We start from the raw sequence: 14,064 nt of genomic DNA on the forward strand, positions 1-14,064 counted from the left end.
CTTCTTTTTTATCGTTATTATCGTAATTTTAGCAGGTAATGATAAACTAGATAACCCGCTTGGCAGTTGATGGCCAGAAGTAGGAGCTCAAGTACTGCTTGCGGACACCTTGGCTTGGAGTAGCCGCGTGCACGTACTGGCCGCCGCCCACGTAAATCCCAACGTGGTATGGGGAAGACTTGGAGCCCCAGAAGAGCAGGTCGCCCTTCTTCAAGCTGGCAGTTGAAACCCTAACGGTCTTGCCCTTCTTTACCTGGGTGTAGGTGGTCCGGGTAATGGACTTCTTGATCGCCCTCTTGAAAACGTACTGGGTCAAGCCTGAGCAGTCAAAGCTGTAAGGACCAGTAGCGCCGTAAACATAGCGCTTGCCAACTTGCTTCTTGGCCAGCTTAACGACCTCGTTCCGCTTGGTCGTCACGCTTGCTGCCTGGGCCTGGTGGCTGTTTGCCTGCACGGCGATTGGCACAACCAGGGCCAGGGCTAAGGTCAATTTTACTAAGATCTGCTTAAACTGCTTCATTACGTTGTAACTCTCTTTCTCTTTTCTCGATGCTTGTATCATAGCCGATGAGTGTTACAAGAACTTTACAGACCGTTTGCAGTTTCTTTAATAAGCCTTTGCAGTTTTTTTAACATCCTGCAATTTTTCCGTAAAAAAAGGCCCCGGCAAAGAGCCAGAACCTTAATTTATTAAGCCCGCAGCTTCTCAGATGCGAAAGTGGAGCTTTCCGGTGCAGCCACGACTTCATTGCGGGCATCAACTGCCCCCTCAGTGGCCATGTTATGGAAATTGTTAAATGACAAGGAGATCATGTCTTCCAGGGCTGGTTCAGTAAAAGAGCCCATGTGCGGAGTCAAGAGCACCCGCGGGTAAAGGTCCATTAAGGACTGGACTTCCTGGTCCGGCACGTCGCTTTCACAGTCAAACTTGTGGCCCATGATCTTCTTTTCATTGGAAACCACATCAGCGCCGTAGCCAGACAGGTGGTTACTGGAGACAGCAGCGGCGATAGCTGCTTCATCAGCCAGTTCGCCCCGGGCCGTGTTAACCAAGACTGCCCCTTCCTTCATCTTAGCGATGAATTCAGCATTCATCAGCTTGTCGTTCTTCCCTGGGAAGTATGGCACGTGAACAGAAACGATGTCACAAGTTGCCAGCAGTTCGTCTTCTGTTACAAAAGTGCAGTATTGCTTGGCGAAGTCAGATGGGAATGGGTCATAAGCATAAACTTCGGCGCCCAGAGCCTGCCACATCTTGCCTTCAACTGCCCCGATCTTGCCGGCCCCGTAGATGCCGACCTTCAAACGGTTGAATTCCGTAGCGAAGTAGTCCGGATGCATCCCAAAGTCCTGTTCATGGACATGATGGGCAGCTTCACCAACGTGTCTTGACAAAGTCAAGCCCAGGGTAAAGGCCAGGTTGGCTACCGCGTATGGGGAGTAGTTTGGCACCCGGGCAACGGAGATGCCCAAGTCCTTAGCGGCTTCCAGGTCGAAGTGGTCCACGCCGACTGACCGGGTGAAGACCCAGGAGATCCCGTAGTTCTTAAACTGTTCCAGGTTGGTCCGGTCACAGAGGCAGTTGCCCCGGACCAGGACGGCGTCGCAGTCTTCTGCTTGTACTACGTTTTCCCGGTTCAAGTATTCAGTAATGAGCTTCAAGTCGTAGTCATACTTGTTTAGTTTTTCAAAATAACTTCTTTCAAGCGGCCTAACGCCGTAACATGCAATTCGCATCTTGAATACCTTCTTTTCTAGGACTTTACTTTATTTCTTTCAATAATTGCCCCTATTCTATTTAATTCCTTTCTCATTTACAACCCTTTCCTTCAATTTCTTAACTATTTAATTTTCTCCCGCCTTTCCAGGCCAGGTAAGGGCTGACAGACTTTGCTTTCCGTAAATCCTTCCCTTAAAAGTCCAGCTTTTGCTTTTAATCTACAGGCCAAAAAGGCAAAGAAAAACGCCCCTGAGGCGGGTGCCTCAAGGACGCTGATTTGATCATTTTGAAGTTTGCTAATTAGATAATCCGCTTGGCAGTTGATGGCCAGAAGTAGGAGCTCAGGTATTGCTTACGGACACCCTGGCTTGGCGTAGCGGCGTGCACGTATTGGCCGCCCCCAACGTAGATGCCCACGTGGTATGGGGAAAACTTGGGACCCCAGAAGAGGAGGTCACCCTTCTTCAAGCTGGCAGTTGAAACCTTAACAGTCTTGCCTTGGTAAACTTGGCTGTAAGTAGTCCGGCTGATGTACTTGCCGATGGCGTGGCTGTAGACGTATGAAGTCAAGCCTGAGCAGTCAAAGGCGTTAGGACCGGTTGCCCCGTAAACGTAACGCTTGCCGACTTGCTTCTCGGCCAAGGAGACGACCTTGTTGCACTGGCTGGTCTTAGAAGCAGCTTGGACAGTGTTGCTTTGAGTGTTAACAGTATTTACGGAAACGAAACCGGCGAAGGCCAGGGATACGGCTGCGACTACTTTGGCTAATGACTTCTTGAACTTCAAAACGATTTACTTCCTTTTCTTAATTTGATGTTTAACATTTTACAGGAGAAATATTTCAATTCTGTTTCAAAAAGGTCACGCCTTTTTTACAATCTATGAGAAAAAGCTTAATTTTGTAATTTTCTCACCAAACTGTCCAAGCTGGCATAGGTCGCTTGCAGGTCGTCATTGACCAGGACATGGGCGTATTTTGCCAAATCTTCCGGCAATTCGTTCAACTCGCTGCCGGTCAGCCGCTTCTTGATCTGGTCACTTGCATCACCCCGGTCAGCCATTCTTTGCGCCAAGGTATCCAGGCTGCAAGTCACATAAAGGAAGTAAACCTGGTCTCCTAAAGCTTCCAGGTAGGACCGGGCCCCCTTGATATCCACGATCAAGCTGACCAGGTCGTTTTTAGCCCAGGCTCTTTCCAGCCCTTCTTTACTGGACCCGTACTGGTAGTCTCCGTATTTGACATGTTCAAAAAAGTGCAGCTGGGCAAAAGAATCATCGTCTTCAAAATAATAAGCTGACCCGCTTTCCCCAGGCCGCTTCGGCCGGGTGGTGTGGGTAATCACCCGGGGGATCTGGTAGCGGTCGGTCAGATATTCAGATATAGTCGTCTTGCCCGCCCCGCTGGGACCGGCAATCAAGATAATTTTTTTAGCCAAAAAAGGATCTCCTAACTTGAAAATTTTCGCTCTATACTATATCATAGCCTAGTTGAAATTTTAAACATTTGCGAATTAAGGAGATTGCCATGAAGAAAGCCGATGTTGAATTAGGTGCCGTCGTTAACGCCAAGTCAGAAGAAGAACTGAAGAAGCAGTTCCAAGGCACGGTGGAAAAGATCTATGAAAACTCCGCCCTCCTGGCTATCACTTCCTTTGACGACGTTGATGCTGCTGCCGTCAGCGACCTCAACTACAAGCTGGTCGTCAACTTCAAGAACATGAAGCCGGCCCGGGCAGCCAAGAAGGCCAAGGCCCTCTCCACCAACAACGTGACCATCGAAAAGATGGCCCCGACCATGAAGGCTGACGACAAGGACAAGAAGGAAAAGAAGGCTCCGGCCAAGAAGAGCAAGTAAGAGAACTCCGTGGTTATCCCGCGGAGTTTTTTGTTAAGATAGTAGAGAAAGCGAGTTGACAACATCAACTACCCCCGACCGAGGTCGGAGGTTTGCAACTAGCTAGCGTGGTCCAAGCAAACTCCCCGAGGGGAGTTCTCCCATAGCCAAGCCCGAAGGCTTACGCTGTCGCTTCTCAAGCATCCTTGGCGAACCTCAGATGCTCCCGCAGGCTGACTACTACGGCAGAACAGCACGTTTACGCACTGCTCTAATTTGTTTGTTTCTTTGTTTTCTTGCCTTTGGCTTTCTTAGCATCTGTCGTATCATGCTTACTCTGATACGACGGATTAGGCACGCCGCTGACGTACATCGTTCCCAGCATTTGAATGTTCATTGCGGCTATGCGGTCGTCATTAGAGCGGTAGCCGCATCTGTCACAGATATACATGTGCAGCTCATGGTCACGATTTTCTTTCAAAATCCGCCCACACTTAGGACAGCGCTGACTGGTATAGTGAGCGTCTACCTCGACAACCTCGCTGCCATTCTGATGTGCCTTGTACTTGAGCTTTTGTTCCAGGTCATAGAAAGACCAGGAATGGTGCTCATATCTATTTTCCTTCTTACGGCTATAGACCGTATCAAAAGTTACGTCAGTAAGATCCTCAAGCACAAAGAGAGTATCAGCTCCGTAGTGGTTGACGAGTGTCTTAGACAAGCAGTGATTGTAGTCGCTCATCCAGCGGTTCTCTCGTTGACCAATCTTGCGAATGCGTCTCTTTGAGTTTCTGGTATTTGTCATCTGCAGATGACGTCTCAGCTCTTTATAGTGCTGACGCTTTCTGGCAATCGTCTTCCCGTTGTGGAAGAAAGTTTTGCCTTTTTCGTCATAGCAGGTAACGATCTGGCGAAGGCCTCTGTCAACCCCAACTACATGACGAGTCTGCTCAATCTCGTAATCTGGAAAAGACTTGGTTGCGCTGATATGCATAAACCAGTGCTTGCCAGATCTAAGGATTTTGGCAGTGCCAAAAGTCCATTCGTCATCCAGATATTTTTCAAAGCCTGGCATGGCAATTTCGCATTCAATCCGTCCGTTAAGGGTATTGACAGACACGATCTTGCCATTCTGCTTGAAGGAATAATCCCGATCTCTTACTTCATCCAATTGCGGACGCTTGAAAAATATTGGCTCCCAAAGCCAGTCAAGATCACGTTGGACAGTGTAGTAGCCCTTGTCTTTCGGCGCATTGATGTCGTGAAATTTATAAGGCTTCTGACCAAGCTGCGTTTTAACAGACTTGTATCTGGCGATAACGGTCTTCAAGACAGACTGAGCCATTTGTGATCTGAGGTTGAATTTTTGTCGTAAGTCAGAGTAGACAGCTTTGTTCAGCTTTGCTTGGCCGAGTTCAAAGTCATGCTCAAAAATGTATTCAGATGCAAAATTACAACCTTGTCTATAAGCTTCCATGCTGTCTATCAGTGATTTAGCATTTTCGGAACTGGCAACTTTGATGTGAGCTTTAATAGTCAAAGAAATATCCATGGTTTGCCTCTCTTCACTAAAAATAGCATACCACAAAAACTAGTGATATAGGAGGCTAGACTACCGAATATCTAACAATCAGAAAGGAGAAAGGCGTGCTCCTCCCTCGATTGAAATCGAAGGTTTCCGCACGCTACATTTTAATGAAAGAAAAAACTAAAAGCCTGCTCTACTGGTTCATCCTCCTCCAGCCCTTCCTGGATTTGGACTTCTTCTACCGGGGGAAGCTGGCCACCATCCTGCCCTTCACCATCCCGACCATCATCCGGATCGCCGGTGTCATCGTCTTGGTGGGCCTGCTTGTCTGGGGGCAAAAGCAGCTGCCTCCGGCCTGGCTCTGGGCCTACCTGGCCCTCTTGACCCTCTACGGGATCTTCCACCTCTGGCACATGCAGAACTTCAAGAGCCTCAGCCCAAACGATTATGGCTACTCGAATTTCGGGGAGATTTTTTACCTCTTCAGAATGCTCCTGCCCCTGGCCTTGATCTGGGTGACCAAGAAACTGGAAATCAGCCAGGACTTCTTGTTAAAAGCCTTCGCCTGGGTCAGCGGCCTCTTCACCGGCACGATCGTCTTGAGCAACCTCTTCGTGGTCTCTTTGAAGTCCTACGAAACTGGGGTAATCTCCGGCAACATCTTCACCTGGTTCATGGGGCCGCTTTACGGCTACTCCCACAGCGCCTCCAAGGGTTTCTTCTACTTTACCAACACCTTGAGCGCCATCCTCTTGATGCTGGCCCCGGTCGTCTTCTACCTGCTTCTTGAGCGCTTCTCTTGGCAGACCGGCCTTTTGGCCCTCAGCCAGACTTTGGCCATGCTGGAAGTCGGCACTAAGGTCGCCCTCTACGGCTTAGCCGGAACCCTGGCCGTCAGCTTGATTGCCTGGCTGGTCCACCTGTTTTGCTTAAAAAACGTCAAGTTTTCTAAAGGCGGCCTGGTCACCCTTTTGGCCTTAGCCGGGATCACCGGGGTCTGCTGGCAGGTCTCCCCGGCTGTCCAGCGCTACAAGTACGAGATCTACTGGGCAAACAGCCATGACTCCAAGATCGACCAGGAAAACGCGCTCTTAAAGGCGGGCCTGGCCAAGTACAAGAATAACCCGGACAAGCTGAAAGAGTTTGAGAAGGACTTTTTGGCCAAATATTACCAGAAGTACGCCTTAAACAAGCGCTTCATTACCAAGTCCTATCCATATAAGTACGACCCGCAGTTCTGGATCGACCTGCTTAAAGAGCCGGCCAGCGTCCGTTTAGCCAACCGCAAGGTCGAAGAGGCCATGCTTAAGCAAGTGGTCAAGTATGACAATGATCCTTTGGACAAGTGGCTGGGGATCGGTTATATGCGGCAGACCAACATCTTCAACCTGGAGCGGGACTTCACGGCCCAGTACTACTCTCTGGGGCTAGTCGGCGCCTTCCTTTACCTAGCCTTTTACCCGGCCATCATCCTCTATGGGGCCTTTGAGTGGCTGAAGGAAAAAGCCTGCCGGACCTTTTACTTAACCAGCCTCTTGATCGCTAGCGCCCTGCTACTGGGGGCTAGCTACATGTCGGGCAATGTCCTGGACTTCCCGACCTCTAATCTGCTTTTAGCCTTCCTAGACGGCGGCCTCCTGGCTTACATCAAGGAAGAAAAAGGCCGAAGCAGAGGACTGCGAATCGTCAGATTTGAGAAAAAGTAAGAAAAAATCGTCTTCTTTAATTAGAAGGCGATTTTTACTTTGTTTAATTCTTACTTGCTTTCCTTGTCAATAAAGGAACTGTCCGGCACCCGGATCAGGTAGAAGCGCTTGGCCTGGTGGCCAACATGGAGGCCGATCCCGTTAGCCGCGGTGTTCTTGTACTTGGCCGTGTAGATAGCCACGTAGGCCTGCTGGTAGCGGGAATCTTGCTTCTTTAGCTCCTTGCGGCTGAATGGCAGAGCCGAGGCCGTCACGTTGATCGGATCCTTTTCATAAGAGACCGTAGCCAGGTAGCTGGGCACGGTATACTTTTTCCCCTTCAGGTAAAAAATATACTGCTGGCTCAAATCCCGGTTCTTGGTGGACTTGACCTGGACATAGTAGTTCTGGCTGGCGCTAGGCTGCAGGACCAGGGGCTTGTAGATCACGGATGAAGTAATCCGGGAAGTATCCGTCAAGTTCGGGTCGTCAAAGAGGCTGACGGCTAAGAGCCAGCCGGCCAAAAGGCAGAAGCTGGCGACTTCCAGCAGGCTGATCAGGGAGTTGCCCCATTCAAATTTATGCTGGCGCTGGATGATCATCTTCAGCCGCCGGCGCCGGATATTTTGCACGATAAAGACCAGGTAAACGATGGCTACCACCCAGAGGGCCACCCCCAGTACGTTCCAGCTCCACATAATTATGCCTCTTTCTTCGTCTTGGCCTTGGCTTCTTTGGCAGCTTCCTTGGCGGCTGCTTCGCCTTCCTTGACCTGCTTGATCTTCTCGCTCATGGCGTCAGCCAGGCGGTCGGCTGCCCCTTCAACATCGGCTACTAATTCGTCGCCATCCATGAAGAGGTCGATCCGGAAGTGGGAAGCGTTCAGGTATTCGCTGGCCGTTTCAAAGTAGACCTTGACCGGCTGGGCTTCTTCTTCGTCAAAGAAGTTGATCAGCTTCTTGTAGTTGGCCAGGGGCAGGTTGATGATGTTGGTTTCCAGGGCAAAAGTGATGGGGTTCTTCCCTTCCAAAACCAGCTGGACCTGCATGAGCCGGTCTTTCTTCAAGGCCGTGGCCACTTCCTGGACCATGGTCAAGGCGTGTTCACGCAGCTTCTTCTTGCTCCGGGAGACTTCGGAATACTTGATGGTCTCCATGTCAGACAGGTAGGTCTGTTCTTCGATTGCTTTAGTTAAGTCTTTCAGGTTGATCTGCATTTTTTGTCACCGTCCAATTATGTCTGTATCTACATTAACTAAAAAAGTCCCCGGGCGCAAGCGAAAAAAAGAGCCGGCCAGGGGGGCCGGTTCTCATTAGGATTAATAGGAAATGTAGGTTGTCACCAGCACTCGACTGATTTATAACCTCCGGGGCGGCGATAACATGGGGAAAACACCGCCGCTCCGGGAAATAGAGCCTGCCGCGCGGCAAGTTCTCTATTACTCTGCTATTTTAGCATATCCATCTTCAAGAATCTCTCATGATATGCGATCTCAGTGAAAAAATCTTCGGCTATAGCTGAATTATTAGACAGCTATTCTGGCCAGAAGAGGTCGTTTAGGGTTTTATCCAGGGTTCTAATGAATAATCTCTCTAGCACGTGACTTCTTTACGTGCTTTTTGTTGATATATGCTGATTTTTTGATAAGGGGATTATAATTGGAAGAAGAAGATTGACAAGGGCGACGCCAACCTCCCTTATTACAAGGAAATCACGGTCCGCCGGAGCGAGATGGGCTGGAAGGTCACCGTTTCTGATTCGATTGGGCAAGAGGAAAGCAATTATAGCGTGAAATGACAAAAAAGCCGCCAGAAGCATACTTGCCTCTAGCGGCTTTCTTAACTCAAGGCACTTGCCAAACGGCAAATGTGACTCCTTCTCGTTCACATCAAGGGTGTGTCAGCATCGACGCTTCCCGCGTCTGGCCAAAGGCCTGATGCCCTCTATCTTAAAATACGCACCTTTGCGTTTTCCTCGACTCGTCGATATTAGATTATACGCTCTTTCCCAGGCCTTGTAAAGCTACTTTTTCAACTTTTTCCGCAGCTTGAGCCGCTTGATGTACTTGTTCCAAGCTTCCTGGAACAGGGTTGACAGCAAGAAGCCCAAAGCGATCGACACAGTCACGATAGCCACCCGCATCATCATCTGCTGGGCAGCAATATACTTGCCATCAATCAGCCGTCTGACCACCATATAAGCCGGCGCTCCCGGCACCAGCGGCACCAGGCCCGGTACGCTGAAAAGGGTGACGGGACACTTTTTCCACTTAGCCAAAACTACCGCGACCAAGCCCACGGCAAAGGCCCCCAGGGTGTTGGAAATCATCCTCCCGCCAGAAGCCTCCGTCACCAGCCAGTAGACCATCCAGCCCGCGCAACCGCAGATCCCGCTCCAGTGAATCACCCGGTGGGGAATATTCACCGTCAAGGCAAAGCCCACCGTGGCAATGTATGAAAAGACCAAGTTGATCAAGACGTCCCAGGTGTTGAAACTAACCTGCATCCCCAGCATGACTAAGCTCCTAAAAATCTAATCACGATCCCGACGCCGCCGCCCAGGGCAATCGCCGTCATCGCCGCCTCACACATGCGCACGATCCCTGACACCCAGTCGCCCATAAACAAGTCTCTCAAGGCGTTGGTCAAGGCCAGGCCGGGTACCAGAGTCATCAAGGCCCCAGTCAAAATATTGTTTACATTGCAGGCCGGAAAAATCCCATTAATGATAATGGTGAGTAGCCCCATCTCCATGGCCGCGATCATTTCCGCCAGGAAGCGGATCTTGGTGTAGCCCTTAAGCCAGGAGTCCATCAAATAGCCGCTGGCCCCGACCAGCCCGGCAACCGGGAAGTCGACCCAGTCATAGACATCCAAAAAGAGAACCATCAAGGTGGCACTCAAGATCCCGGCCCCGATGACCTGCAGCCATAAAGGAAAAGTCGGGATGTTCTCCTCGATTTCCCGCAGCTTCTCTTCCAGCTCCTCCAGGTCAATCCGCTTGTCTGCGAATTCCCGGGAGAATTCATTGACCTGGTCGACCAGTTCCAGGTTGATGGCCCGCTTCTTTACGGTTTCCAGTTCCGTCACCGTGCTGCATTCCCCATCATCCAGGCTGACGAAGAGGCCGGTTGGCATGGCAAAAACATTGACCTCCTTGATGCCGGCGTTGACAGCGATCCGGCGCATGGTGTCCTCCACCCGGTACATTTCGCTACCGCCGGCCAGCATGAGGCGGCCAGCCTTCAAACAAGTATGAACGACTCTTTTCATGTACGCGTCTGTGCTCATTTTTTCACCGCGAGCCTGCCTAAAGGCAGCTAAATCAATTATTCATGGCTTCAATATCGACGACCTTGTCGACCCAGTCACCTCTGAAAAAGTCCCGTTCGTGACTGACGATGATGACCCCGCCCGGGAAGTTGACGATGGCCTTCCGCAGGCTGTCCTTAGTTTCATTGTCCAGGTGGTTGGTCGGTTCGTCAAGGAAAAACAGGTTGGCCGGCTCAAACTGCATCTCAGCCAGCTTCACCTTCTCCTGCTCGCCCCCGGACAGTTCCTTAAGTGGACTCATGACCAATTGGGCGGTCAGCCCCATCCGGGCTAAAGCCTGCCGCAATTCCTTGGGCTTCTTCTGGTCAAATTCACTCTCTAAGTACTGCAGAGGCGTCATATTCTGGTTGGGCCAGGTCAAGTCCTGCTTGAAGTAGGCCAGCTTAGCCGTAGCCGACAGGTCAAATCCCCCATAGATCGGCGGAATCTGCCCCAAGAGGGTCTTCAGCAGGGTGGTCTTGCCGATCCCGTTAAAACCGGTGATGGCGACCTTTTCCCCATTGCCAACGGAGAAGTTGAAGGCTTCCTTAACCAAAGCCTGGTCGTAGCCGATCACCAGGTCCTGCGTCTGCAAAAGCAAGTTAGAGGCCGTTTCCACGTATGGAAAGTCAAATTTGGCCTTCTTGCCGTTTTGCGGAGGGGTCAGAATTTCCATTCTGTCCAGCTGCTTTTGCCGGGACCGGGCACTTTTGGCCCGGGTGCCGGCTTTATTTTTTCTGATATAGGCTTCAGTCTTGGCGATCTGCCGCTGCTGGTTGGCATAGGCCTTCATATAAGTCTGCCGGTTGGCTTCCTTTTGCCGCACGGCTTGCTTTAATGTACCGGTATAGCGGGTGATGGTCCCGAAGTCGATGTCGATAATACAGTTGGTTATCCGGCCTAAAAAGTCGTAGTCGTGGCTGACAACGATAAAAGCGCCCGTAAAATCATTCAAGTAGTCGACCAGCCAGTCGATGTGACCGACGTCTAAGTAGTTGGTTGGTTCGTCCAGGACCAGGACCTGGGGCTGCTCTAAGAGGAGCTTGGCCAGGATCAGCTTGGACCGCTGGCCCCCGGAAAGCTGGGAGACGTCCCGGTCAAAGCCCAGTTCAGCCAGGCCTAAGCCGCTGGCCACCCGGTCGATTTCTGTGTCCAGGTCATAGAAGTTGTTTTCTTCCAGGTAGGTCTGCAGGCGTCCGGCTTTAGTTAAAAGGGCCTCATCGCCGCTTTCGCTGTAATCGATGTAAAGCTGGTTCAACCGGGCTTCATCTTGGTAGAGCTGGTCAAAGGCAGTTTTTAAAAAGTCCCGCATGGTCAGACCGGGCGTCAGTTTGGCGTACTGGTCCAGGTAGCCGACGGAGAGCTTGTTTTGCCACTTGACTGACCCTTCATCAGGGAGGATTTCCCCGGTCAGGATTTTGATCAAGGTGGACTTGCCGACCCCGTTTTGGCCGGTGACCCCCATGTGGTCTTCCTTGTTTAAAACGAAATTGGCGTCTTCATAGAGGGTCTTTTCCGCAAAGCCCTGGGTCAAGCCGCTGACGGTCAGTAAACTCAAAATTTTTTCCTTTCTTACAGGTGAAAGTTTTCCGCCTGCTTGCGCTCATGGTCGTACTTCTGCAGGGTCTTGAGGATCCGCGGCCAGAGATAGCGCGGGGCGGTCAAGTGCAGGTGGTCGTCAGCCACCCGGAAGTAGCTGGGACTGAGCTTGGTTAAGCCGGAGAGGAATTCCTCATCCAGGTGGTACTTGTCAGAGATCCGCTGGATTTCGGCAATCGCGTATTCGGTGTAAGACGAGCTCACGAAGACCAGGATGGCGCCGATGATGCCCCAGACCAGGGACTGGGTATTGGTTAAGGCGAAAGAGTGCCGGCAGATGTAGAACATGGCGATGAAAGTCATTACGCCGGCAATCCCGCCGTAGATGTATGGATAATAGCGTTTTTTCACGAAAATTCCTCCTAATTCTATCAACTATCTTAACGTATTTTGCCCCCTGGATAGTAGGAAAATTATTGCTGAAAGGGAAAAAATACCCCTAGCTAAGCTAGAGGCATGATTGTCAGCACTACCAAGAATCACTGTTTCTTGGCGTAATTGAGTTGGCTTCATAAATCGTGTAGTTGGTGATGGTCTCATTGCTGGAGAAGTCGACCCCGTTATAAGTCTCGTTCAGACTGTTCTGCCGGGTTTCCTGGTTGGTCAAAGTCTGCGTGGACAAGCCCAGGCTCTTTCTCAGCTTGTTGGACCACTTCTGCAATTCTTCAGTTGACGCTATCTGGAAGCTGGTTCCGGAAATCGTCGCGTCGTGGCCCTGGATGTAGCCGCTGGAGATGTTGCTGGCCGCGCCTCTGTAGTTGATGGCCAGGCTGGTCATGTCGCCAAAAGTCAAATTGGTCTTGACGTACTTGGCAAAAACCTTGAGCAGCTTCTGGTAGTTGGCTAAACCGTTGACGGACAAGCCCTTCTTGACCACAGCCTGGATGATCTGCCGCTGCCGCAGCTGCCGGCCGTAGTCCCCCCGGGGGTCGTCATAGCGCATACGGGCATAAGCGATGGCATGGCGGCCATCCAGGTGCTGCTTGCCCTTCTTAAAGTCACACCAGTCATAGCTGAAACTAAACGGCACGTTGACGTCAACCCCGCCTAAAGCGTTGACCAGGCCCTTCAAGGCCTTCATGTTAACTTCCACATAATAGTTGATCGGCACGTTGAGCATGGCCGAAACCGTCTTGACCGACCCGCTGCTGCCCCCAAACTGGTAGGCCGAGTTGACCTTGAACATGTAGTAGCTAGTGCTGCTCGTTTCACCCAGAATTTCCGTCAAGGTATCCCGGGGAATCGAAGTCATGGTCGCCTTCTTGGTCGTTGGGTTGACGGTCACCAGGATGATGGTGTCCGAGTTCCCCTTGTCATTTCTCCCCTCAAGCCCCTGGTCGACCCCTAAAACCAGAATCGAGATCGGCTTCTTGGTCGCGATCCGGGCACTGGTCGCCGTGCTGCCGTTATTGCCGTTCATGCTCACCAAGGCTGAATGCAGGGAGAAGTAAGCATGCGCCCCCCAGGTCACCGCGATCATGACGGCAAAGGTCACCAAGAGGCCAATGATGGTCGGCAAAGGACGGCGGGACTTTTTCAAAAAGCCAGCCTGGACAAGAGTCACATTACGAAAAATTTTCTGTTGTCTTCTGCTGTGTTGCTCTTCCATGGACTAACCCCTTTAGTAATTTGCTATTATTTATTTTCGCATGAAAAAGGCATTTAATAAACCAGGCGTGGTAATATTTAGACTATCTTATTTTTTGGCAAAAAGCCGCTTTGAGAGGACAATACTAGTGGCAAAAAACGTACTTAATGTGTTTGATTATATGTAAGAGATAACAGGTAGGTTCTAAGTTCAATTAATTTAGGGAAATCCGGAACTTTGCTTTAGGATAGATCCCAGCTTTCACCCACACTTCAAAAACGTATGTTTGGAAATCAGCAGGAATACCTGCTAAAATATTCCTCGAAACAAAGATATAATTCTGAAAGGCGGTGAAATCAAACGGCGGAACAGGTAAAAGAAGCACCGGCAGAATTAATTCAGACAAGAGTCTATGAACTACGTCCCAACAAGACTATGAGAAAAGTTTTGGATGAAGCTTGTGACTACCGTCGTTATTGCTGGAATCAAGGCCTCGCCTTGTGGAATGAAATGTATAAGGTAAGACAAACACTTAAATCTTCTTTGTCCACCGACTCCAAAAAGCTGACCGAAGAACAGAAAGTGCTGCTTAAAGACAAGCCTTCATCGAGTGAACGAAGAGTTCGTAATATGTTAGTTGCCGATAAAAAAGACTGGCAGTATGCACAGTCAGCCCGGATTCAGCAACTGGCAATTTCTGATTTGGGTAAGGCTTGGAACAATTTCTTTGATAAGGCCCAACCAGGCTGGGGCAAACCAAAGTCATGCGGGTTGGCTGTACCCGAGGATTGGTGAGAGC

At 50.5% G+C, this 14,064-nt stretch carries 14 protein-coding genes and 1 pseudogene; 3 read left to right on the forward strand and 12 right to left on the reverse strand.

The window, feature by feature from the left end; genetic code table 11:
• Positions 1–46: 46 nt before the first annotated feature.
• From LJ046_RS01070 to LJ046_RS01085, 4 genes are all read right to left on the reverse strand, one after another.
• A complete protein-coding gene (locus tag LJ046_RS01070) occupies positions 47–520 on the reverse strand; it encodes a C40 family peptidase (protein ID WP_002879478.1) in 474 nt (157 codons plus the stop codon).
• A gap of 170 nt (positions 521–690) precedes the next feature.
• The gene (locus LJ046_RS01075; RefSeq protein ID WP_002879479.1) at positions 691–1,737 is read right to left on the reverse strand and encodes a 2-hydroxyacid dehydrogenase; all 1,047 of its coding nucleotides are present in this window, start codon (positions 1,735–1,737) and stop codon (positions 691–693) included.
• A gap of 283 nt (positions 1,738–2,020) precedes the next feature.
• Positions 2,021–2,506, reverse strand: a complete 486-nt coding sequence (locus LJ046_RS01080) for a C40 family peptidase (RefSeq protein WP_002879480.1) — start codon at positions 2,504–2,506, stop codon at positions 2,021–2,023.
• A 107-nt stretch (positions 2,507–2,613) separates the two neighbouring features.
• Positions 2,614–3,156 (reverse strand): guanylate kinase, encoded by a 543-nt coding sequence (locus LJ046_RS01085; RefSeq protein WP_002879481.1) that lies wholly within the window; start codon positions 3,154–3,156, stop codon positions 2,614–2,616.
• Between the two features lie 89 nt (positions 3,157–3,245).
• Here LJ046_RS01085 and LJ046_RS01090 point away from each other — a divergent pair, with 89 nt between their 5' ends.
• Complete coding sequence (locus LJ046_RS01090) at positions 3,246–3,575, forward strand: DUF2187 family protein (protein WP_002879482.1); 330 nt, start codon at positions 3,246–3,248, stop codon at positions 3,573–3,575.
• Between the two features lie 250 nt (positions 3,576–3,825).
• On the opposite strand, the gene LJ046_RS01095 is transcribed toward LJ046_RS01090, so the two are convergent.
• Positions 3,826–5,106: an RNA-guided endonuclease TnpB family protein gene (locus tag LJ046_RS01095; RefSeq protein WP_002879483.1), complete on the reverse strand. Its 1,281-nt coding sequence runs from the start codon at positions 5,104–5,106 to the stop codon at positions 3,826–3,828.
• A 143-nt stretch (positions 5,107–5,249) separates the two neighbouring features.
• On the opposite strand from LJ046_RS01095, the gene LJ046_RS01100 reads away from it, so the two are divergent.
• Entirely contained in the window at positions 5,250–6,788 is a 1,539-nt protein-coding gene (locus tag LJ046_RS01100; RefSeq protein ID WP_035176736.1) for an O-antigen ligase family protein, read from the forward strand.
• 50 nt (positions 6,789–6,838) lie between these two features.
• Here the strand turns inward: LJ046_RS01100 and LJ046_RS01105 are convergent, their stop codons facing one another.
• From LJ046_RS01105 to LJ046_RS01140, 7 genes are all read right to left on the reverse strand, one after another.
• Positions 6,839–7,465 carry an LVIS_2131 family protein gene (locus LJ046_RS01105; protein ID WP_002879487.1) on the reverse strand — a complete coding sequence of 209 codons (627 nt, stop codon included), beginning with the start codon at positions 7,463–7,465 and terminating at the stop codon, positions 6,839–6,841.
• A 2-nt stretch (positions 7,466–7,467) separates the two neighbouring features.
• Positions 7,468–7,983, reverse strand: coding sequence for a hypothetical protein (locus LJ046_RS01110; protein WP_002879488.1), 516 nt, complete (start codon positions 7,981–7,983; stop codon positions 7,468–7,470).
• An 806-nt stretch (positions 7,984–8,789) separates the two neighbouring features.
• Positions 8,790–9,281, reverse strand: coding sequence for a threonine/serine exporter family protein (locus tag LJ046_RS01120; RefSeq protein ID WP_002879490.1), 492 nt, complete (start codon positions 9,279–9,281; stop codon positions 8,790–8,792).
• A gap of 2 nt (positions 9,282–9,283) precedes the next feature.
• Entirely contained in the window at positions 9,284–10,039 is a 756-nt protein-coding gene (locus tag LJ046_RS01125) for a threonine/serine exporter family protein (RefSeq protein ID WP_035176738.1), read from the reverse strand.
• A gap of 52 nt (positions 10,040–10,091) precedes the next feature.
• The gene (locus LJ046_RS01130; RefSeq protein WP_002879493.1) at positions 10,092–11,636 is read right to left on the reverse strand and encodes an ABC-F family ATP-binding cassette domain-containing protein; all 1,545 of its coding nucleotides are present in this window, start codon (positions 11,634–11,636) and stop codon (positions 10,092–10,094) included.
• A gap of 14 nt (positions 11,637–11,650) precedes the next feature.
• On the reverse strand, positions 11,651–12,028 hold the full coding sequence (locus LJ046_RS01135) for a hypothetical protein (RefSeq protein WP_002879494.1): 378 nt from the start codon (positions 12,026–12,028) through the stop codon (positions 11,651–11,653).
• Between the two features lie 118 nt (positions 12,029–12,146).
• The gene (locus LJ046_RS01140) at positions 12,147–13,286 is read right to left on the reverse strand and encodes an LCP family glycopolymer transferase (protein WP_035176740.1); all 1,140 of its coding nucleotides are present in this window, start codon (positions 13,284–13,286) and stop codon (positions 12,147–12,149) included.
• 414 nt (positions 13,287–13,700) lie between these two features.
• On the opposite strand from LJ046_RS01140, the pseudogene LJ046_RS09930 reads away from it, so the two are divergent.
• Positions 13,701–14,027, forward strand: a pseudogene (locus LJ046_RS09930) (RNA-guided endonuclease TnpB family protein); the annotation flags it as partial.
• Positions 14,028–14,064: the final 37 nt, after the last annotated feature.

This window comes from Lactobacillus delbrueckii subsp. jakobsenii ZN7a-9 = DSM 26046 (assembly GCF_001888925.1).
GTDB classification, from domain to species: domain Bacteria; phylum Bacillota; class Bacilli; order Lactobacillales; family Lactobacillaceae; genus Lactobacillus; species Lactobacillus delbrueckii.

Coding starts and splice junctions, on each gene's coding strand:
- LJ046_RS01075 (WP_002879479.1), bottom strand. CDS start 1,737: ATGCGAATTGCATGTTACGGCGTTAGGCCGCTTGAAAGAAGTTATTTT.
- LJ046_RS01110 (WP_002879488.1), bottom strand. CDS start 7,983: ATGCAGATCAACCTGAAAGACTTAACTAAAGCAATCGAAGAACAGACC.
- LJ046_RS01100 (WP_035176736.1), top strand. CDS start 5,250: ATGAAAGAAAAAACTAAAAGCCTGCTCTACTGGTTCATCCTCCTCCAG.
- LJ046_RS01125 (WP_035176738.1), bottom strand. CDS start 10,039: ATGAAAAGAGTCGTTCATACTTGTTTGAAGGCTGGCCGCCTCATGCTG.
- LJ046_RS01095 (WP_002879483.1), bottom strand. CDS start 5,106: ATGGATATTTCTTTGACTATTAAAGCTCACATCAAAGTTGCCAGTTCC.
- LJ046_RS01105 (WP_002879487.1), bottom strand. CDS start 7,465: ATGTGGAGCTGGAACGTACTGGGGGTGGCCCTCTGGGTGGTAGCCATC.
- LJ046_RS01090 (WP_002879482.1), top strand. CDS start 3,246: ATGAAGAAAGCCGATGTTGAATTAGGTGCCGTCGTTAACGCCAAGTCA.
- LJ046_RS01120 (WP_002879490.1), bottom strand. CDS start 9,281: ATGCTGGGGATGCAGGTTAGTTTCAACACCTGGGACGTCTTGATCAAC.
- LJ046_RS01140 (WP_035176740.1), bottom strand. CDS start 13,286: ATGGAAGAGCAACACAGCAGAAGACAACAGAAAATTTTTCGTAATGTG.
- LJ046_RS01070 (WP_002879478.1), bottom strand. CDS start 520: ATGAAGCAGTTTAAGCAGATCTTAGTAAAATTGACCTTAGCCCTGGCC.